The following is a 19,382-nucleotide window of genomic DNA, read 5'->3' as shown; positions in this document are numbered from 1 at the left end:
CGAGCCGGTGACCGCACGTGTCCGGTTCGTCATGTCTGGTTCTGATTTCAATCAGACAGGACAGACGTCCTCCGATCAGGCCTACTGGAAGGGAGAGGTGTTCGGCTTCTGCCGTGTGGCCCGACAGGCACGGCTGTGCCCGGACACGCAGACATGACCGACGATGGACTGCAGTGACTGCAGGTGAAAACTGATGTTGTCGTGGATCGACGAACAGAACAGCACTTCTGACCTTGCGATTCCCGGGAGACGCGCCAGGGCCGTCGGCCGCCGCGTCCCGGGAGAAGTGTCGTGACCGGCAAGAGCGCTGGGGCAACGGTCAGTACCGAGGAGCGGCTCGCCGAGGTGCTGGCCGGTGTGGTGGACACCGAGGAGGTCCCGCTCGACAGCGACTTCTTCGCGGATCTGGGGGCCGATTCCCTGGTGATGGCGCAGTTCTGCGCCCGCGTCCGCAAGCGCGACGACCTGCCCACCGTGTCCATGAAGGACATCTACCAGCACTCCACGATCGAGAGCCTGGCCGCCGCCCTCCCCGACACCACCCCGGACCCACCACCGACCGGCGCCGCATCCGGCGCCCCTACCGGCGTGGAATCCGACGCCCCTTCCGACGCAGCGTCCGGCGTGGAATCCGGACCGCAGACGGGTCGGACGTCCGGGACCGGTGCCTGGCGTCACGTCCTGTGCGGGACGGCCCAGCTGCTGACGTTCCTCGGCTTCTCCTGCTTCGGCACCCTCGCCCTCCTCCGCGGCTACATGTGGATCGCGGCAGGTTCCGGGACGGCCGACGTCTATCTGCGGGCGGTCGCGTTCGGCGCTGTGGTCCTCCTCGGCCTGTGCGCCCTCCCCGTCGCGGCCAAGTGGATACTCATCGGCCGATTCACCCCGCGGAGCATCCCGGTGTGGAGCTTCGCCTACCTGCGTTTCTGGTGGGTGAAGACGCTCATCCGAACCAGCCCGGCACGCCTGTTCGTGGGATCACCGCTGTACGTGCTGTACCTGAGAGCCCTCGGTGCGCACACCGGAAAGGGCGTCACCGTGCTCACGCGCTTCGTTCCGGTCTGCCCCGACCTGCTCACCATCGGTGACCGCACGGTCGTCAGAAAAGACGTGCTGTTCTCCGGCTACCGGGCGCGCGACGGCCGGATCGAGACGGGCCCGCTCACGCTCGGCAGGGACGTGACCGTCGGTGAACAGGCCGTCATCGACATCGGGACGTCGATGGGCGACGGATCCCAGCTGGGCCACGCCTCCTCCCTGCACTCGGGGCAGAGCGTGCCGCCCGGTGAGGGGTGGCACGGGACACCGGCACGGCCGTCGAGCGTCGACTACCGGGCCGTGGGCCCCGTGGAGTGCGGCACCCTGCGCAGGGGCCTCTACAGCCTGTGGCGAGTGATGGCGATCGTGCTGGTGTACCTGCCGCTGACGGTGGCCGGTGTGAGCCTGCTCCTGACCGTCCTGCCGCAGCTGAACGCGGTGGTGTCCGCCGGACCGCCGGTCTTCACGAGCCTGGCGTTCTTCCTGGAGACGCTCGTCGCCTCCCTGGTCGTCTTCTTCGGCGGCCTGCTAGTCGTCCTGCTGACGGTGAACACGGTGCCGAGACTGCTCAGCCGAGTGAACGAACGCGGCAGGATCTATCCGCTCTACGGATTCCACTACGGCGTCCAGCGGGCGGTCACCCGGATGACCAACATCAGGTTCTTCACCACACTGTTCGGGGACAGCTCCGCGATCGTGCACTACCTGAGGTCCCTCGGCTACGACCTGAGCCGTGTCCAGCAGACCGGGTCGAACTTCGGTCTGCTGGTCAGGTACGACACCCCCTACCTGAGCCGGGTCGGCAGGGGAACGATGATCGCCGACGGCCTGTCGGTCATCAACGCCGACTACTCCAGCACGTCGTTCCGCCTCTCCCCCGCCACGATCGGGGCGAAGAGCTTCCTCGGCAACAACATCGTCTACCCTCCGCGCGCCAGGACCGGCGACAACTGCCTGCTCGCGACGAAGGTCATGGTCCCCGTCGAGGGACCGATGCGCGAGGGCGTCGGACTGCTGGGCTCACCCAGCTTCGAGATCCCGCGCACCGTGCTCCGCGACAGCAGGCTCGACCACTTCGCCCGGGGCGAGGAGTTGCGCCGCCGGCTCGCCGCCAAGAACAAGCACAACGCCCGGACCGCCGGCCTGTTCCTGCTGACGCGATGGCTGCACTTCTTCGCGCTCGCGCTCATCGCCATGGCCGCCGTGGATCTCTACCACGTCCTCGGCGCCGTGGTGTTCGCCCTGTCGGGCCTGCTGTCACTGGCGTTCACCGTCGGCTACTTCGCGCTGGTCGAATGGGCCTCCATGGGATTCCGCCGGCTCAGGCCGCTGTACTGCTCGATCTACGAGCCGGACTTCTGGGCACACGAACGCTTCTGGAAGCTGGGGGCGATCCACGTCTACATGCAGATCTTCAACGGCACCCCGTTCAAGGCCGTGGTCTGGCGGCTGCTGGGGCTCAGGATCGGCCGCCGGGTCTTCGACGACGGCTGCGCGACGGCCGAGCGCACCCTCATCGGCATCGGGGACGGCTGCACCCTCAACGCCGGGACCGTCATCCAGTGCCACTCGCAGGAGGACGGCGCCTTCAAGTCCGACCACATCAGCATCGGGGCGAACGTGACGCTCGGCGTGGGCGCGTTCGTCCACTACGGGACCACGGTCGGCGACCACGCCCAACTCGGCGCCGACTCCTTCCTGATGAAGGGCGAGGAAGTGCCCGCCCAGGCCCGGTGGAGCGGGAACCCGGCGACGGCCCTCGTCGCGGGTGACCGAGCCAGGCCGGAGAGGCACCAGGGCGAAACAAGAGAGGGCGTCACGGACTCATGAGGCAGGCGCGGGGCACCGGGCCGCGGATTCAGGCGCTGTTGCGGCCGATGCTCGCACCGCCGTCGACGCGCAGGACCTGGCCGGTGATGAAACCCGCCTTCTCGGAGAGCAGGAAGGCGATGGCGGCGGCGAGTTCGTCCGGTCGCCCGAACCGTCCCATGGGAACACCGGCCAGATAGCGGGCGGCTCCGGCCGACCCGGGCGGGTTGTTCTTCCGGAACAACTCGGTGTCGGTGGGGCCCGGGGCGACGGCGTTGACGGTGATCCCGTGCGCGGCAAGCTCTCCGGCCCAGCCTCGCGTCAGGAACTCCATGGCGGCCTTGGCCGCGCCGTAGGACGTGCGATCGGGCAACCCCAGGGTGACCAGGCTGGTCACGTTCACCACGCGGCCCCAGGAGCGTTCGAGCATGCCCGGCAGGACGGCCTGGACGATCTGGACCGCGGTGCGCACGTTCATGTCGAGGACCGCGTCGAGGTCGGACAGGGCGACCTCCCCGACGGGCGCGGGTAGCACCGTCCCCACATTGTTGACCACGGCGTCGACCGGCCCCGCGCCCAGTACATCCCCCAGGACCTGGTCGGTGGCCGCACGGTCGGCAAGGTCGGCTTCGTGGAACTCGCCGGGAAAGGACTGCGGTGCGCTGCGGGCGATGCCCACGGGAGTATGGCCGTCTCCTGCCAACTCCTCGGCGAGGGCGCGGCCGATGCCCTTGGACGCGCCCGTGATGAGTACTCGCCTGCGGGTCATGGGGTCACTCCGTCGCTGGGCCGGTCCGCGCATCGTTTGTGTGGGGGCGTAGGGCCTCGCCCTCGACGAATGGACACCTTTTCGTGTCGTTGTGCGGCACGTGTCAGGGTAGCCAACCGCGGTTCCCCGGCTGCGTGACCACGACGTCACGACGCTCCGCGGCCGTCTGGGCCCGCAGCGTCCCGGCGGCCGCTACGGTGCGGCCTGTTCGAGGATCCGTCTCGGGAGCCGCAGGCTCAGCAGCACCGTCAGCGCGATCCCCGCGAGCTGCACCAGCAGCGTCGTCACCAGTGCGTCGCGCATGCCCAGCGCGGGGACGAGGCCGAGGAACAGGGAGCCGAGGGTGGCGACGCCGAGGGCGAGGGCCGACTGCTGAGTGGTGATCATGACTCCGCCGCCCACTCCGGCCCGGGCCGCGGGCACCTCGGAGAGGATGATCCGGAAGAGGACGGGGAGCTGGAGCGCCTGGCCCAGGCCGGCCACCGCGACTCCCGGCATCAGCGGCAGGACACCCAGGTGCGGCCAGTCCCGCCAGGTGGCGAGGGCGATCAGGGCCACGCCGAGGCCCTGGACGAGTCCGCCGGCGGTCACCACCCGGGTGCCGTACCGGGCCACGAACCGCGGGCCCGCCAGCGATGCGGCGAAGAAGACGACCGCCATCGGCACGAGCGTGAGTCCCGCGGAGACGGGGCCGAGTCGCGCGCCCTGCTGCAGCGCCACGGCGATGACGAACATGAAGCCGCTGAAGCCGATCGAGAACGGCACGATCATGACGAGTCCGCGCCGCAGCGACAGCAGCCGGAACAGGCTCGGCGGCACCAGCGGTGTACGGCCCTTCCGGTCGGCCCGCAGCTCCACGCGGTAGAAGGCGTACGCCGAGAACGGGAACGCGGCGAGGGACAGCCAGGTCCACAGGGGCCAGCCCGTGGCGCGCCCCTCGGTCAGCGGTGCGAGCAGCGTCAGCAGTGTGGTGGCCAGCAGCAGGGTGCCGGCGACGTCGACGGGCTCGGGCCGCTGGGAGCGGGTCTCGGGCACGGCGCGTGCGCCGAGGAACAGGCCGGCCAGGACGACGGGGACGTTCACGAGGAACACGGAGCGCCAGCCGGTGCCCGCGATGTCCCAGGCGACGAGGACGCCGCCGAGGATCTGCCCGGCGACCATGGAAAGCCCCGCCGTCGCCCCGTACAGGCCCATGGCGCGGGCCCGCCGGGTGCCGGTGGTCGCCGCCTGGATGGTGGCCAGGACCTGCGGCAGCATCAGCGCGGCCGCGGCGCCCTGGGCCACTCGTGCGGCGACCAGGGACCACGCGTTCGGGGCGATGCCGCAGGCCAGGGAGGTGATGCCGAAGGCGGCCATGCCGACGAGGAAGAGCCTGCGGCGGCCGAGCATGTCACCGAGCCGGCCGCCGAGCACCAGCAGCACGGCGTACGAGACGCCGTATCCGGCGACGACGAGTTCCAGGACCGCCGCTCCCGCGGCGAGGTCCCGGCCGATCGTCGGCAGGGCGACGTTGACGATGAAGAAGTCGATGAGGGGCAGTGCCGCTCCCAGCAGGACGGTGAACAGTCCCAGCCGGTCGAGTCCCGGTCCGGCGAGGGCATGCGTACGGGACGCACTGCCGTGGGTCTGGAGGGTGTTGGTTCGGGTTTCACTCACGTGCCTCAGCCTGCTCCGCGGCTGAGCCTGGTACCAGAGCGTACTTATCCTGGTAGAAGGAGTACCTGGAAACAGGATCGGCGGTCCGGCAGGCTGGACGTATGAGCACCACGGCAGCGTCCCCCACGTCTGCGGAGCATCCCGCACCCCTCGCGCCCGCCGCGCCTCCCGCGCCCGCCACGGAGGACTCCGAGATACGGCGGCACGAGCTCGCCGCGTTCCTGCGCAGCCGGCGGGAGCGGATCAGTCCCGAACGGGTGGGGCTGGAGCGCGGCCGCCGCAGACGTACGCCCGGGCTGCGCCGTGAGGAGGTCGCCCAGCTCTCAGCGGTCGGCGTCACCTGGTACACCTGGCTGGAGCAGGCCCGGGACATCCAGGTCTCGGTGCAGGTGCTCGACGCGCTCGCCCGCACCCTGCTGCTCGACACGAGTGAGCGCACGCATCTGTTCAACCTGGCGGGCGCCGTCGACCCCTCGCCGCGTACGCCGTGCCCGTCCCTCACGCCCGCCATGCGCGGCCTCCTGGAACAGCTGGAGCCGTTCCCCGCCTGCATCCAGAACAGCCGGTACGACATCCTCGCGTTCAACCGGACCTACGGGCGGCTGCTGTGCGACCTGGACGACGTGCCGCAGGAGAACCGCAACTGCATGCTCCTCACCTACACGAACGAGCAGTGGCGCTCCTCGGTCGTGGATCTGGAGGGGTCGGCGCGGATCATGGCCGCCAAGTTCCGCGCCTCCATGGCCGAGCATCTCGCCGAGCCGGCCTGGAAGGTGCTCCTGAAGCGGCTGCAGGCCACGTCCCCCGAGTTCCGCGAGGCGTGGGAGCGGCACGAGGTGGTGACGGCGCGCAGCAAGCGCAAGCAGATCCGCAACGCGTACGTCGGTCTGCTCACGCTCGACCACGCGGATCTGTGGCTCGGCCCGGACAACGGCCCCCGCATGGTCACGTACGTCCCCGTCGACGAGGAGTCGCGGCTGCGTCTGGAGCGCCTGCACGAGCTGGCCGTCGCCCCTCACCGACGACCCCGCCGGTGAGGGGCGCGCAGGGCGTCCGCCCCGTCTACCCCTCGGCGGCGGTGCGCAGGTGCGGGCGCGCGAGGTTGTCCGGCAGGAGGATGCGCCGGAGTTCGTCCTCGGTCAGCAGGCCCTTGTCCAGGACGAGTTCCTGGACGCTGCGGCCCGTCCTGAGTGCCTCCTGGGCGACGGCGGTGGCCTGCTCGTAGCCGATGTGCGGGTTCAGCGCGGTCGCCAGGCCGATGGAGTGGGCGACGAGACCGGCGAGGTGCTCGCGGTTGGCCGTGATGCCGGTGACGCAGCGCTCGGCGAGGGTCAGACAGCCGGCCCGCAGATGGGTGAGGCTCTTCAGCAGGCTGTGGGCGATGACCGGTTCGAAGGCGTTCAGCTGGAGCTGGCCCGCCTCGGCGGCCATCGTCACGGTCATGTCGTTGCCGATGACCTCGAACGCGATCTGGTTGACCACCTCGGGAACGACGGGGTTGACCTTGCCGGGCATGATGCTCGAACCGGCCTGTACCGGGGGAAGGTTGATCTCGGCGAAGCCGGCCCTCGGCCCGCAGGACAGCAGCCGCAGGTCGTTGCACGTCTTGGAGAGCTTGACCGCGATCCGCTTCAGCACGCCGGACAGCTGGACGAACGCGCCGGCGTCCTGGGTGGCCTCGACGAGGTCGTCGGCGACCGTCAGCGGCAGGCCGGTCACGGTCCGCAGGTGCCCGGTGGCCAGTGCCGCGTAGCGGGGATGGGCGTTGAGTCCCGTACCGATCGCCGTACCGCCGAGGTTGATCTCGTGGATCAGCGCGCGTGCCTCGGTGAGCCGCCTGTGGTCCTCGCCGAGCATGACGGCGTACGTCGCGAACTCCTGGCCCAGGGTCATGGGCACCGCGTCCTGCAGTTGGGTGCGGCCCATCTTCAGGACGTCCGCGAACTCCGCCGCCTTCGCCTCGAACGCGGAGCGCAGCACGTCCATGGCGTCCAGCAGCCGGTGGGCGGTGAGGTCGAGCGCGACCTTGACGGCGGTCGGGTAGACGTCGTTGGTGCTCTGGCCCGCGTTGACGTCCTCCAGCGGGTGCAGTCGAGTGTAGTCGCCCTTGCGGTGACCGAGGAGTTCCAGGGCGCGGTTGGCGATGACCTCGTTGGCGTTCATGTTCGTGGAGGTGCCCGCGCCGCCCTGGATCACGTCGACCACGAACTCGTCGTGCAGCTTGCCGCCCCGGATCTCCTCGCAGGCGGCCACGATCGCGTCGGCCTTGCGGCCGTCCAGCAGCCCCAGTTCACGGTTGGCGAGGGCCGCGGCCTGCTTGACGCACGCGAGGGCCGTGACGAGGTCGGGGTAGGAGGAGACCTTGGTGCCGGTGATGGGGAAGTTCTCCACCGCCCGCAGGGTGTGGATGCCGTAGTAGGCGTCGGCCGGGACGTCGCGGTCGCCGAGCAGATCGTGCTCGCTACGGAACTCGCCGGGTGCTTCTGACTGGTCGTGGTCGTGCCTGGGCATGGCGGTACGGACTCTCCTGTCGGGCGCGTACGCGAAGGGGCGAGGCGGAGGGTGCGGACGGAGCGGGGCGCGGTGGCGGGGCGGGGCGGGACGCGGACGGCCGGCGTCCGGAACAGCGGTTACGCCTCGACGAGTTCCGCCGCCGGGTGGGCGCCGGAGGGCATCTCCTCGCCGAGCGCGTGGCGCAGCACCCGGTCCCGCTCGCGCGGGTCGGTGGTGGCGAGCAGGGCGCTGAGCACGGCGATACGGGCCTGGCCGGCGCGGAGCGTTCCGGTCGGTACGGCGCCCGCGGCCACGAGGTCGACCGCGCCGCCGTGGGTGTAGATCTCGGTGACGGGCCCGGCCTGGACCCTGGTGGTGAGGGCGACGAGCACACCGCGGGCGGTGGCGGCGGAGACGGCCTCGACGAAGTCGGGGGTCGCGTTGCCGGCGCCCGTGGCCACCAGGACGATGCCCTGGGCCCCCGCTTCCACGGCCGCGTCCAGCAGCAGCGGGTCGGCGTCGGCGTGGTGCATCACCATGTCGACGCGCGGCGCGGTGCCGGGGATGCCGGGCAGGGCCAGCGGGGCCGGGCGCCGCGGCTGACGCAGTACGGAGACCCGGCCGAAGCCGATGTTCCCGATGCGGGCACCGGACGGGTCGCCGAAGGCGTCGGGGGCGAGCGTCTGTGTCTTGACGGTGCCGCGGGCCGGGTGCAGCTTGCCGTCGAAGGCGACGACGACGCCCAGACCGGACGTCGTCGCGGCGGTCAGCAGTGCGTCGTGGAGATTGCCCGGGCCGTCGCCGTCGGTCGCGTCGAGCGGGAGCTGCGCGCCCGTGAAGACCACCGGGCGTGGGTCGTCGTGGTGGAGGTCGACCAGGAACGCGGACTCCTCCAGGGTGTCGGTGCCATGGGTGACGACGATGCCGTCCACGTTCGGATCGGTGAGCACCTCGTGCACCGTGTGGAGCAGGGTCAGCTGGTGGTGGGTGGTGAGGCGCGGGCTGTTCACGCTGAACAGGTCGACGACCTCGATGGCGACGCCCTCGGGTACGGCGGCGGTCGCCATGACCTCACGGCCGTGCGCGTCGGCGGCGAACCCCGTCCCCTGCCAGCGGCTGGCTATCGTCCCACCGGTGCTGATGACGACGATCCGTCCCACAGTGCCCTCTCCTCGTCTCGTCCCTCGCCGCAGTGAGGCGGCGCATCCGACGGGGCACGCGGCCCGGCGGTCGCTCTTGGCGCCGGCCGGGCTGCGCCCCATGGCTGATCCGGAGGTGGCCGGAGCAGTCGTACGCAATGATAGAAGTTGCAGTACGCAATCGGATCGCGATTTCAGCCCAGTCTCCGGGGCAGCCGTGGTGAATAATTGCGCCATGGACGAGATCGACAGGGCTATCTTGCGTGAGCTCCAGGACGATGGCCGGCTGAGCAATCAGGAGCTGGCCCAGCGGGTGGGCCTCACACCGTCGCCGTGCATGCGGCGCGTCCGGCAGCTGGAGCAGGACGGTGTGATCCAGGGCTACCGGGCGGTGATCGACCCCGACGCGGTGGGCCGGGCCTTCGAGGTACTGGTCTCCATCGAGGTGAAGCGGGACCGCGAGGTGGTCGAGTCGTTCGAGTCCGCCCTCCAGGACATCCCGGACGTCATCGAGGCGTACCGGCTCTTCGGCAGCCCGGGATGCCTGCTGCGTATCGCCGTGGCGGATCTGCGCGCCTACGAACGGCTGTGGATCGAGCGGCTGACCGCGCTGTCCGGGGTCACCGAGGTCAACTCCCAGATCATCATGAAGCGGATCAAGGAGCCGCGCGGACTGCCGGTCGACGGCTGATCCCGGTCACCGCCCGGAGCCCCGCCGGTCACCGCTCAGCGCCCGCCGTCCGGGCCCGGCTCCGTCGGCGCGGCTCGCGAGAAGTGGCGGGCCGTGGGCACCAGGGCCGCGAGGGCCGGGACGAGGAAGCAGATCAGGGCGCAGGCACCGAGGACCGGTGCGGCGCCGAACGCGCCGATGGCCGGGGCGATGAGCGCGAGTCCGACGGGGGCCAGTCCGTAGGACAGCATGAAGTCCAGCGAGGAGACACGCGCCAGCTTGCCGGGCTCCACCTCGCGCTGAGTGGCGGTGAACCAGGGCACGTTGAACAGTTCGATGCCGATTCCGGCCACGGCGTAGGCGCCTACGACCACGGCGGGATGCACCGGCAGCATGAGGCTGAGCGGGGCGAACCCGTAGGCGGCCAGCCCGGCGAGGGCCGCCCTGCCCTGCGCGCGCGGCCGCCAGCGGGCGATGAGCAGAGCTCCGGCGAGGGCGCCGACGGTGTACGCGGTGGTGGCGGCGGCGAGGACGACCTCGCTGCCGTAGCGGTCCCGGCTGATGAGCGGCAGCGCGACTCCCGTGGCGGAGTAGCCCGTGGCGATGACCGCGGTGAGCGCGGCGAGACCGGCGACGAACCAGGGATGCCTGCGGGCCTCGCGTATCCCTTCCATGAACTCCGCACGGAACGAGGCGCGTTCCACCGATGACGCCGGTGCGCCGGCGAGACCCCGGCCGGGGACGAGCGCCGCCACGAGCCAGAGCAGCCCGATGCCCAGCAGCAGCGCCGCGATGTCGAGGACCACGGCGAGCAGTGCCGTCAGCGCGGGCCCGGCCAGGGCGCTGACCCGGACGGACAGCGTCATCGCGGCGTTGGCCTGCTGCCTGCGGCCGGCGTCGACGATCTCGGCGGTCAGAGCCTGGAACGCCGGCCGGCACGCGCCCTGACCGGCACCGGCGAGAGCCGCGGCGGCGGCCATCAGCGGCAGTGAGCGCCCGAGTCCCGCGGCGAGCAGCGGGGCGGCGACCGCGGCGGCGAGGGCCGACCACAGCACGACGGCGCGGCGGGAGTGGCGGTCGGCCAGCACTCCGCCGACCGCCACCGCCACGAGGAATCCGGCGGTTCGGGCGGCGAGCACCAGACCGAGTCCGGCGGGAGTGAGCGAGCGGTCGAGCACGGCGAGCCCGAGGACGAACGGCAGGGCCCAGGTCGCGAGCCCCGATGCGGTGGTACCTGACCAGAGCCGCAGGAACGCGGTGTCGCGCAGGACGGACGGCCGCTTCGGCGGTGGTTCCTGCCTGAGGTCGGTCGGTGCGGGCGAAGTCGGCACGGTGGGGCTCCTGTTCCGGCGTGCGGTCTGCCACAGCAGAGTGTTAATGAAAATGATTACCATTACAGTACACTCTGGCTCGACCGCTCCCGACCGGTGCGTGTCACCCCCTGCCCACATCCCATGGAGGACCCATGCGCCACCCCGCCCGCCTAGGCATCGCCCTCACCATCGCCCTCTCGACCGCGGGTTGCACGGCCTCGACCGGCGGTTCCGCCCCGCCGGACAGGGCGGACACGGCAACGGCCGGTGTGACCACCGTCATGAGCTGCGGCCGGAAGCTGACGTTCGACAAGGCGCCGGAGCGCGCCGTCACGCTCGACCAGAACGCCACCGAGACCCTGCTGGAGCTGGGACTCACGGGCCGCATGGCCGGCACGTCCAATCTGAAGACGCGGATCCCGGATCAGTACCGGGCCGCCTACGCCCGCGTCCCGGTGCTCAACCCCCGGATCCTCACCGGTGAACAGCTGCGCGCGGCCGCCCCGGACGTCGTCGTCGCGTCCTTCGCCGACCTGTACACGAAGGACCGTGCGGGCACCCGCGAGGAGCTCGGCGCACTCGAACTGCCCGCGTACACCAGCGCGGTGGACTGCCCGGAGCGCAGCGAGCCGGGCAGGACGCCGTTCGACCTGCTCTTCGACGACTACCGGAACTACGGGCGGATCTTCGGCGTCGAGGACCGGGCCGCCGCGCTCGCGAAGAAGCAGCGGACGGCCGTCGAGAAGGCCGCCGCCACCGCCGCGAAGGTCAGGGGCAACGGCGCGCGGAAGCCGACCGTCGTCTGGGTGTACTCCGTCTTCAACGGGGCGCCCTACGTCGCCGGCAGGAGCGGGATGCCGAGCGCGATGAGCGCGATCGTCGGCGCGAGGAACGCCTTCGACGACGTGAACGAGGACTGGCCGGAGGTCACCTGGGAGGAGGTCGCCCGGCGTGACCCGGACTTCATCGTGCTCGGCGATCTCTCCGAGCGCGGCAGGCCGGGTGACAGCGCCGAGGAGAAGCGCGCGCTGATGCGCGAGGACCCGGTGGTGTCCCAGCTGAAGGCCGTACGGGAGAACCGGATCATCGAGGCGCCCGGCATCGAGATGGACCCGTCGGTGCGCTCGGTCAACACGCTGGGACTGCTGGCGAAGGGCATGAAGGACCTGGGCCATGCCCGCTAGCCGGGACAGCTCCCCCGGGGGCGGCGCGACCGTGGCGGACCTGCTGCACCCGGCGGCCGTTCGGACGGCGCCGGACCGGAGGGCCCCAGCGGCGCCGGGCCGGGAACCCGCGGCGGCACAGGGCCGCGAACCCGCGGCGGCACCGGTCCGGGACGGCGTGCCGGCGGGTCCCGGCACCGTGCCGGTCCCCGGCCGCTCCGCCCTCGCCCGGGCCGTGCTGTTCCTGTGCGGCGCCGCGGCGCTCGTCGCGTCGGTCGCGGTGTCCGTCCGGATCGGCACCACCGACATCGGTTACGCGGATCTGGCCAGGACCTTCGGCTTCCATCTGGGCCTGGACGTCGAGCCGTTGCCCCGGCTCGTCGACTCGCTCGTCTGGGATCTGCGCGTCCCCCGCGTACTCATGGCCGCCCTCGTCGGTGCCTCGTTCGCGGTGTGCGGCGCCGTACTGCAGGCGGTGACCCGCAACGCGCTGGCCGACCCTTACCTCCTCGGGGTGTCCTCGGGCGCGTCGACCGGGGCCGTCGCGGTCGTCGTCCTCGGGGTCGGTGCGGGCACCCTCGGGGTGGCCGGCGGGGCGTTCACCGGCGCCCTGCTGTCGTTCGCGCTGCTCGCTCTGCTGCTCAGGCGCAGCGGTCCGGACTCGACGCGGATCGTCCTGACGGGTGTGGTGGTGGGGCAGCTCTTCACCGCGCTGACCTCACTGGTCCTGATGGCCTCCGCGGACGCCGACACCACACGGGCCGTCACGCACTGGCTGCTGGGTTCCATGGCACCCGCCCGCTGGGACTCGGTGGTCCTGTGCGCGCTCGTCACGGTGTGCGGGCTCGTCGTGATCGGGCTGTACGCACACACCCTGGACGGGCTCTCGTTCGGTGCCGACACCGCCTCGTCGCTCGGGATCGACGTACGCGCCACGCGCCGGGTGCTGCTCGTCGTCACGGCGGTGCTCACGTCCGTGGCGGTCGCCTCCGTGGGCGCGATCGGGTTCGTGGGGCTGATCGTGCCGCACGGGACCCGGTTCCTGGCCGGCCCGCTGCACCGGGTGCTGCTTCCGTGCACGGCGCTGGCCGGTGCCGTGTTCCTCGTGTGGACCGACGCGCTCGCCAGGATCGCGTTCGCCCCTCGGGAGGTCCCGGTCGGGGTCCTCACCGCCCTCCTCGGGGTGCCGCTCTTCCTTCTCGTCCTGCGCAAGCGAGGTGAACTGTGAGGATCACCGCCGAACGCCTCAGCTGGTCGGTGTCCGGCACGACCGTCGTACGCGACGTCGGTCTGGACATCGCGGCGGGCGAGACCGTCGGCCTGCTCGGGCCCAACGGATCGGGCAAGTCGTCGCTGCTGCGGTGTCTCGCCGGGCTGCGCACCCCGTCCGCGGGCACGGTCCGCTACGACGGCGAGGCCATCGGGGACTGGAGCGCGCGCCGGATCGCCCGGCGGGTGGCGTTCGTCGAGCAGACCACGGGCACCGACAGCGAACTGCGGGTCATCGACGTGGTCGGGCTCGGCCGGACGCCGTTCCGGGACGGCTGGCGCGGTCCGACCGCGCAGGACCGGGCCGTCGTGGCCGCCGCGCTCGACCGCACCGGGCTCACCGCGCTGGCGGACCGTCCGTGGAAGGCCCTTTCGGGCGGCGAGCGGCAACGCGCCCACATCGCACGGGCACTGGCGCAGCGGACCTGGTGCCTGCTGCTCGACGAGCCCACCAACCACCTCGACGTGCGCCACCAGTTGGAGCTCATGGAGCTGCTGGCCCGCACCGAGCAGACCGTACTGGTCGCGCTGCACGACCTGTCACTGGCCGCACGGTTCTGCGACCGCGTCCTGCTCATGGACCAGGGGCGCCTGGTCGCCGCGGGCGCTCCCGACGACGTGCTGAGTCCCGACCGGCTCGCGGAGGTCTTCCAGGTCGACGCCGTGGTGGGGCCGGACAGCCTGGGCTACCCCGCCGTCGCCTACCGCGGCGTCGCCGCGCCGCGGGTCTACGGCTGAGGACCCGGATCCCCGGACCCCCGGACCCCCCGGGCCTGTCTCCCCGTCCCCGAACACCACGTCCCGCCAACCGATTTCCCGTCCCGCCGACCGATTTCCCGTCCCCGCACCCGCACCCGCACCCGCACCCGCTTCAAGACTTCCGAGAGAAGGAGTACCCGTGGACACAACCGACCGCGGCCCCGCCGTGACGACCGTGGACGAGCTGCTCGGCGCCGTCCTGGCCGCAGAGCACGGCCCCTGTCCCTCCACACTGACCGCCACGAGCGTCTTCTGGATCCATCACGGCACCCGGCTGGCCGGCGGCGAGGTCACCTACCTCAACCAGTACGTCCTGGTGCGCCTCGGCGGTTCATTCGGCGGCTGTGCCTTCGAGGCCGGTGAGATCGACCCGGCGATATGCCGCGACGCCTCGGGCACCAGCCTCGACGTACTGCTGCGGGACGGGCCCCGCCCGCTGCGGATGGCCGCCCTGGACGCGTATCTCGCCGAAACCCTGCCGCACCGGGACGCCGCCCGGTCCTCGTGGGCCGAGCCGGTCACCCTGCCGGCTGGTCCCCCGGAGGTCCGGGCGAGGGCCCGGGACGCCGCGATCGCCGGGCTGCTCGACATCGAGGACGGCGCGCGGGTGGCCCTCATCGGCGTCGTCAACCCCCTGCTCGCGGCGATCAGGGAGCGCGGCGGCACACCCCTGCCGTGCGACCTCAATCTGCGGACGACGCAGTGGGGCGAGCCGGTCACCGACGACATGCACGCCGTGCTGGACGCCGCCGACGCCGTCGTGGCGACCGGAATGACGCTGAGCAACGGCTCGTTCGACACGATCGTGGCCCACTGCCGCGAGCGCGGCGTCCCGCTGGTCGTGTACGCACAGAGCGGCAGCGCGGTGGCCAGGGCCTTCCTGGGGGCGGGAGTGACCGCACTGTCGGCGGAGCCCTTCCCGTTCTCGCAGTTCAGCGCCGAGGAGACCGTCCTCTACCGCTACCGTCAGCGCGCCGCGAGCGGCTCGTGACGGCGCGAACCCGCCGGGCGAGGGCCGACGCGGGCACTGCCGGGGTCGGCACCGGGCACGCCTGCTGCCACCACGGGGAGATCCTGCAGGGCGTGTTCCTCGACGGACGCGGGCGGCGCTGCGCCGGGCTGGTCACCCTGCCGATGCACGGGCCGGGCACACGGGCCCGGTTCGTGCGACGGCCGAAGGCCCCGCCCGGCGCGTTCACGGTCACCCCGCCCGGCCGTACGAAGGCGCTGCGCGCCGTGGCCCTGGCCGTCGACGAGTGTGCCCGGCGGTGCCGCGAGCCGGTGTGCGGCGGGGAGTTGCGGCTGACCGGCGACATCCCGGTGGGGCTCGGGATGGGCTCCTCCACCAGTGATGTCATCGCGGCCGTACGCGCGGTCGCCGACGCCTACGGTCTGCGGCTGCCGCCGGGGACGGTCGCCCGGCTGTCGGTACGGGCGGAGCTGGCGTCCGACCCGCTCATGCTCGGCGCCCGTCCCGTGCTGTTCGCACAGCGGGAAGGGCGCGTCCTGGAGATCCTCGGCGACGCCCTGCCGCCGGTCGTCGTCGTGGGCTGCGCCCTCGGCGGCGGCGGGCCGGTGGACACCCTGTCCCTGCCCGCCCGGGTCCACGACGACGAGGACGTACGCGCCTACGAACGTCTGCGGGCGATGCTGCGCCGGGCCGTCGCCACCGCGGACCCGGGGCTGCTCGGCGCGGTCGCCACGGAGAGCGCCCGGCGCGCCCAGCCCGTCCTGCGGCACCCGGAGTTCGACGCCCTCGTCGCGATCGCCGGGCACACCGGCGCGGTGGGCGTCCAGATCGCCCACAGCGGCACCGTGGCCGGCCTGCTCTTCGACCCGGCGGCCCCCGCGCTCCCGCACCGGGTGGAGCGCTGCCGGCACGACCTGGAACGCGAGGGCATCCCCGCCACCCGGACCTTCACGACGTACACCCCGACCGAGGAGTTCACGAATGGACCAGCACATCGCGGAATCGATCGGCAGGCCGGACCTGATACGTCTGGACGACCGGCTCGTGTGTCTGCGCTTCGAGACCATGAAGGTCGTCTCGGCCTCGGCGGCCGTCCGCCATCTGCTCGACACCGGAGCGGTACGGCCGGGTGACACGCTGCTGGACAGTTCCAGCGGCATCTACGCCTATGCCCTCGCCCTTGCCTGCCACCGCCACGGAATGCGCTGCCACATCGTCGGCTCGACGACGGTCGACCACACCCTGCGCACCCAGCTCGCGGTGCTCGGAGCGACGCTCGAGCAGATGGAGCCGTGCAGCGACCTGAAACTCGATCAGAAGCGGCGCGTCGCCCGCATCCAGGAGATCCTGACGGAGCACCCCGACTACCACTGGATGCGCCAGTACCACGACGACATCCACTACCTGGGCTACCGGGACGTCGCCGAGCGCGTCCGGCGGGAGACCGGGGACGTCCCTCTCACCGTCGTCGGCGGGGTCGGTTCGGGGGCCTCGACCGGTGCGCTCGCCCGCCGGCTGCGGGAGGACGGGCACGGCGTGCAACTCGTCGGCGTACAGCCGTACGGCAGCGTGACGTTCGGCGGCGAACACGTCGCCGACCCGGACATCATCATCGCCGGGATCGGCAGTTCCATCCCGTTCGCCAACGTCGACCACGGGCTGTACGACACCGTCCACTGGCTCGCGTTCGAGGCGGCGCTCGCGGGCAGCGTCGATCTGCTGCGCCGGCACGCGGTGTTCGCGGGGCTGTCCACCGGGGCGGGCTATCTCGCCGCCCGCTGGGAGCGCGAGCACGACCCCGCGCGCACCGTCGTGTTCCTCGCCGCGGACACCGGCCACCGCTACGTGGACACCGTCTTCGCCCGGCACCGGGAGGCCGCCCGTGTCGAGGACCTCGCGCCGCGCACGGTGACCGCACCGGCCGAACTCGCCCTGCCCTGGTGCCGGATGAGCTGGGACGGCGCTCCGGCACCCGCCGCCGCGGTGGCGTCGGCGGGGTCGGTGGCGTCGCCGAGGCGGGCGGAGTCGGCAGGGCCGGTGGCGTCGGTGGCCGGTGGCGTCCGTGATGCCGTCACGGGCCCCCCGCACCGGGTGGGCCGGTGAGCAGGGTGATGTGCGGGACGCCGGTGCGGGGGTGTTCCACCACCTCGGCGTCGACGCCGTAGACCTCGGCCAGGAGCGCGGGGGTGAGGACCTCGCCGGGTGCCCCGGTGGCCACCACACGTCCGCCGGCCATCACACAGATCCGGTCGCAGAACGCGGCGGCCAGGTTGAGGTCGTGCAGGGCGACGACGGCGGTGACGCCGAGCCGGCGGACGAGGCGCAGGGTGTCGAGCTGATGGCGCATATCCAGGTGGTTGGTCGGCTCGTCCAGCACCATCGTCCCCGCTCGCTGGGCGAGCGCACGGGCGATCAGCACCCGCTGCTTCTCGCCCCCGGACAGCCGGCCGAAGGGGGCGTACGCCAGGCCGGCGGCGTCGAGTTCGGCGAGCGCGTCCATGATGACGGCCCGGTCGTCGGCGCTGTCCCCTTCGAAGGCCCGCTTGTGCGGTGTGCGGCCCATGGCCACCACGTCGTACACCGTGAGGTCGAAGTCCCCGGCGGACTCCTGAAGGACGGCCGCAAGCCGGCGTGCCAGGGACTTGCCGGACATCCGCCGGACGTCCTCGCCGTCCAGCAGGACCCGTCCCGACGTGGGGCGCAGCGCCCGGTACACCGTACGCAACAGAGTGGACTTCCCGGCGCCGTTGGGCCCGGCGAGCCCGACCACCTCGCCGGGCGCCGCCCGCAGGGACACCTGGTCCACGAGCACCGTGCCGTCGACGACGACCGACACGCTCTCCAGGGTCAGCGTGCCGGGCGCCGCCGCGGTCGTGCTCCTGCCCGCGTCCGTGGCCATGTCCGTGGCCGTGTCAGTGTCCGTGGCCATGTCCGTCATGAGGACCTCCGTCGCATCAGCCACAGGAAGAAGGGACCGCCGACGAGGGCGGTGAGGATGCCCACGGGGATCTCCTCGGGGCTCATGAGAGTGCGCGCGGCCAGGTCCGAGGCGATGAGGAAGGCCGCGCCGAGCAGGGCGGCGGCGGGCAGCGCGCGCCGGTGGTCGGCACCGACGAACAGCCGTACCACGTGGGGCATGATCAGGCCGACGAAGCCGATCTGCCCGCTGACCGCGACGATCGTGCCGATCATGAGGGCGACCAGGGTGAACAGCGCGGCACGGAAGCGGTGTACGTCCAGGCCGAGGGCGACGGCGGCCTCCTCCCCCGCGAGCAGCAGGTTGAGCGGACGGCAGACGCCGAGCAGGATGGCCGTGCCGAGCAGGACCGCGCAGGCGGGGATCCACACCACCGTCCAGGTGGTGCCGGCCAGCCCGCCGAGCATCCAGCGCAGTGCCGCCTGGGTCTTGTGCGGGTCGTCGGAGGTGACGATCAGGAAGCTCGCCACCGCGGAGAGCACCTCGGCCGTCGCCACCCCCGCCAGCACCAGCCGCACCGTGGTCATCCGCCCGCCCGACCGGGCCAGGAAGTAGACGGCGACCAGGGCGACGAGCGCCCCGAGGAACGCCGCCACGGGCAGTGAGAACACGCCGAACAGGCTGACGTTGAAGACGACGACGAGAACCGCCCCGACCGAGGCGCCCGACGAAACCCCGAGCAGCATGGGGTCCGCGAGGGGGTTGCGGACGAGCGCCTGCAGCGCCGTTCCGGACACGGACAGGCCCGCGCCCACCACGGCGGCCAGCAGCACCCGGGGCAGGCGGACGTCGATGACGATCGTCTCCCGGACCGGGGTCCAGGTCTGCTCCGCCAGTGCGGGATGGACGTGATGCAGCAGGATGCCCCAGACCTGCTCGGCGGGCACGCTGATGGAGCCTGCCGCGATCCCGGCGGTCGCCGCGGTCACGACCAGGGCGGCAAGCAGCGCGAGCACGAGCGGGTACGGAACGCCGGGACGCCGGACTGCGGCCGTACGCTCCGCCCGGCTCACGCCGGCCGGCCCCGTCGCCGCGGTCGCCTCCGTCGGCTCGGTCGTTCCCGTCGTGCCGGTCACCGGAAGCGTTCCGGGTGGAGTTGGCGGGCCAGGGAGTCGACGCCCGAGGGCACCCGGACGCCCAGCACGGTGGACGACAGCGGCAGCACCGCGAACCGCTTGTTCCTGATCGCGGGCACGTCCTTCAGCGCCGGGTTCGCCAGCAGGAACTTCTTCTTGTCCTCGACCGACTGGTCCCCGTAGTCGTAGATGACGATGACCTCGGGAGCACGCTCCGCCACCTGCTCGAAGGACACGTCACCGAACGCCTCGTCCAGATCGGCGAAGAGGTTCACCCCGCC

At 72.0% G+C, this 19,382-nt stretch carries 17 protein-coding genes; 9 read left to right on the top strand and 8 right to left on the bottom strand.

Annotated features, from left to right (window positions below; translation table 11 throughout):
* Positions 1-291 precede the first annotated feature (291 nt).
* Positions 292-2,868, top strand: coding sequence for a Pls/PosA family non-ribosomal peptide synthetase (locus ACIQMR_RS34435; protein ID WP_401395939.1), 2,577 nt, complete (start codon positions 292-294; stop codon positions 2,866-2,868).
* 28 nt (positions 2,869-2,896) lie between these two features.
* Here the strand turns inward: ACIQMR_RS34435 and ACIQMR_RS34430 are convergent, their stop codons facing one another.
* Both ACIQMR_RS34430 and ACIQMR_RS34425 read right to left on the bottom strand, forming a co-directional pair.
* Positions 2,897-3,616 carry an SDR family oxidoreductase gene (locus ACIQMR_RS34430; RefSeq protein ID WP_401395936.1) on the bottom strand — a complete coding sequence of 240 codons (720 nt, stop codon included), beginning with the start codon at positions 3,614-3,616 and terminating at the stop codon, positions 2,897-2,899.
* A 192-nt stretch (positions 3,617-3,808) separates the two neighbouring features.
* A complete protein-coding gene (locus tag ACIQMR_RS34425; protein ID WP_401396106.1) occupies positions 3,809-5,188 on the bottom strand; it encodes an MFS transporter in 1,380 nt (459 codons plus the stop codon).
* A gap of 185 nt (positions 5,189-5,373) precedes the next feature.
* Here ACIQMR_RS34425 and ACIQMR_RS34420 point away from each other — a divergent pair, with 185 nt between their 5' ends.
* On the top strand, positions 5,374-6,309 hold the full coding sequence (locus ACIQMR_RS34420; protein WP_401395933.1) for a helix-turn-helix transcriptional regulator: 936 nt from the start codon (positions 5,374-5,376) through the stop codon (positions 6,307-6,309).
* A 25-nt stretch (positions 6,310-6,334) separates the two neighbouring features.
* Here ACIQMR_RS34420 and aspA read toward each other — a convergent pair whose 3' ends face one another.
* Together aspA and ACIQMR_RS34410 are read right to left on the bottom strand one after the other, a co-directional pair.
* Positions 6,335-7,783, bottom strand: coding sequence for an aspartate ammonia-lyase (gene aspA / locus ACIQMR_RS34415; protein ID WP_401395930.1), 1,449 nt, complete (start codon positions 7,781-7,783; stop codon positions 6,335-6,337).
* A 119-nt stretch (positions 7,784-7,902) separates the two neighbouring features.
* Positions 7,903-8,925 (bottom strand): asparaginase, encoded by a 1,023-nt coding sequence (locus ACIQMR_RS34410; protein ID WP_401395928.1) that lies wholly within the window; start codon positions 8,923-8,925, stop codon positions 7,903-7,905.
* 214 nt (positions 8,926-9,139) lie between these two features.
* On the opposite strand from ACIQMR_RS34410, the gene ACIQMR_RS34405 reads away from it, so the two are divergent.
* A complete protein-coding gene (locus ACIQMR_RS34405) occupies positions 9,140-9,595 on the top strand; it encodes an Lrp/AsnC family transcriptional regulator (protein WP_401395925.1) in 456 nt (151 codons plus the stop codon).
* Between the two features lie 35 nt (positions 9,596-9,630).
* Here the strand turns inward: ACIQMR_RS34405 and ACIQMR_RS34400 are convergent, their stop codons facing one another.
* Complete coding sequence (locus ACIQMR_RS34400) at positions 9,631-10,905, bottom strand: MFS transporter (RefSeq protein WP_401395922.1); 1,275 nt, start codon at positions 10,903-10,905, stop codon at positions 9,631-9,633.
* A gap of 134 nt (positions 10,906-11,039) precedes the next feature.
* Here ACIQMR_RS34400 and ACIQMR_RS34395 point away from each other — a divergent pair, with 134 nt between their 5' ends.
* The 6 genes from ACIQMR_RS34395 (at position 11,040) to ACIQMR_RS34370 (ending at position 17,151) form a co-directional block, all read left to right on the top strand.
* Entirely contained in the window at positions 11,040-12,071 is a 1,032-nt protein-coding gene (locus ACIQMR_RS34395) for an ABC transporter substrate-binding protein (RefSeq protein ID WP_401395919.1), read from the top strand.
* Positions 12,061-13,278: an iron chelate uptake ABC transporter family permease subunit gene (locus ACIQMR_RS34390; RefSeq protein WP_401395917.1), complete on the top strand. Its 1,218-nt coding sequence runs from the start codon at positions 12,061-12,063 to the stop codon at positions 13,276-13,278. Before ACIQMR_RS34395 ends, ACIQMR_RS34390 begins: the two co-directional genes overlap by 11 nt.
* A complete protein-coding gene (locus tag ACIQMR_RS34385) occupies positions 13,275-14,057 on the top strand; it encodes an ABC transporter ATP-binding protein (RefSeq protein ID WP_401395914.1) in 783 nt (260 codons plus the stop codon). Before ACIQMR_RS34390 ends, ACIQMR_RS34385 begins: the two co-directional genes overlap by 4 nt.
* Before the next feature lie 187 nt (positions 14,058-14,244).
* Positions 14,245-15,069, top strand: coding sequence for a Rossmann-like domain-containing protein (locus ACIQMR_RS34380; RefSeq protein ID WP_401396103.1), 825 nt, complete (start codon positions 14,245-14,247; stop codon positions 15,067-15,069).
* The gene (locus ACIQMR_RS34375) at positions 15,066-16,181 is read left to right on the top strand and encodes a GHMP kinase (RefSeq protein ID WP_401395911.1); all 1,116 of its coding nucleotides are present in this window, start codon (positions 15,066-15,068) and stop codon (positions 16,179-16,181) included. Before ACIQMR_RS34380 ends, ACIQMR_RS34375 begins: the two co-directional genes overlap by 4 nt.
* On the top strand, positions 16,114-17,151 hold the full coding sequence (locus tag ACIQMR_RS34370; RefSeq protein ID WP_401396100.1) for a pyridoxal-phosphate dependent enzyme: 1,038 nt from the start codon (positions 16,114-16,116) through the stop codon (positions 17,149-17,151). Before ACIQMR_RS34375 ends, ACIQMR_RS34370 begins: the two co-directional genes overlap by 68 nt.
* Here ACIQMR_RS34370 and ACIQMR_RS34365 read toward each other — a convergent pair.
* The 3 genes from ACIQMR_RS34365 to ACIQMR_RS34355 all read right to left on the bottom strand — a co-directional run.
* Positions 17,120-17,947, bottom strand: coding sequence for an ABC transporter ATP-binding protein (locus tag ACIQMR_RS34365; protein ID WP_401396097.1), 828 nt, complete (start codon positions 17,945-17,947; stop codon positions 17,120-17,122). The genes ACIQMR_RS34370 and ACIQMR_RS34365 overlap by 32 nt on opposite strands.
* 35 nt (positions 17,948-17,982) lie before the next feature.
* Positions 17,983-19,101 carry a FecCD family ABC transporter permease gene (locus tag ACIQMR_RS34360; protein WP_401395908.1) on the bottom strand — a complete coding sequence of 373 codons (1,119 nt, stop codon included), beginning with the start codon at positions 19,099-19,101 and terminating at the stop codon, positions 17,983-17,985.
* On the bottom strand, positions 19,098-19,382 hold a 285-nt coding region (locus tag ACIQMR_RS34355; protein WP_401395905.1), incomplete at its 5' end, for an ABC transporter substrate-binding protein. The genes ACIQMR_RS34360 and ACIQMR_RS34355, both read right to left, overlap by 4 nt.

Source organism: Streptomyces sp. NPDC091376 (genome assembly GCF_044757085.1).
GTDB classification, from domain to species: domain Bacteria; phylum Actinomycetota; class Actinomycetes; order Streptomycetales; family Streptomycetaceae; genus Streptomyces; species Streptomyces pratisoli.
This window is presented reverse-complemented; position numbering and strand designations above follow the sequence as displayed.

Excerpts from the sequence above, each read along its gene's own strand:
- aspA (WP_401395930.1), bottom strand. The coding sequence starts at position 7,783 with ATGCCCAGGCACGACCACGACCAGTCAGAAGCACCCGGCGAGTTCCGT.
- ACIQMR_RS34420 (WP_401395933.1), top strand. The coding sequence starts at position 5,374 with ATGAGCACCACGGCAGCGTCCCCCACGTCTGCGGAGCATCCCGCACCC.
- ACIQMR_RS34395 (WP_401395919.1), top strand. The coding sequence starts at position 11,040 with ATGCGCCACCCCGCCCGCCTAGGCATCGCCCTCACCATCGCCCTCTCG.
- ACIQMR_RS34365 (WP_401396097.1), bottom strand. The coding sequence starts at position 17,947 with ATGGCCACGGACGCGGGCAGGAGCACGACCGCGGCGGCGCCCGGCACG.
- ACIQMR_RS34370 (WP_401396100.1), top strand. The coding sequence starts at position 16,114 with ATGAAGGTCGTCTCGGCCTCGGCGGCCGTCCGCCATCTGCTCGACACC.
- ACIQMR_RS34405 (WP_401395925.1), top strand. The coding sequence starts at position 9,140 with ATGGACGAGATCGACAGGGCTATCTTGCGTGAGCTCCAGGACGATGGC.
- ACIQMR_RS34390 (WP_401395917.1), top strand. The coding sequence starts at position 12,061 with ATGCCCGCTAGCCGGGACAGCTCCCCCGGGGGCGGCGCGACCGTGGCG.
- ACIQMR_RS34430 (WP_401395936.1), bottom strand. The coding sequence starts at position 3,616 with ATGACCCGCAGGCGAGTACTCATCACGGGCGCGTCCAAGGGCATCGGC.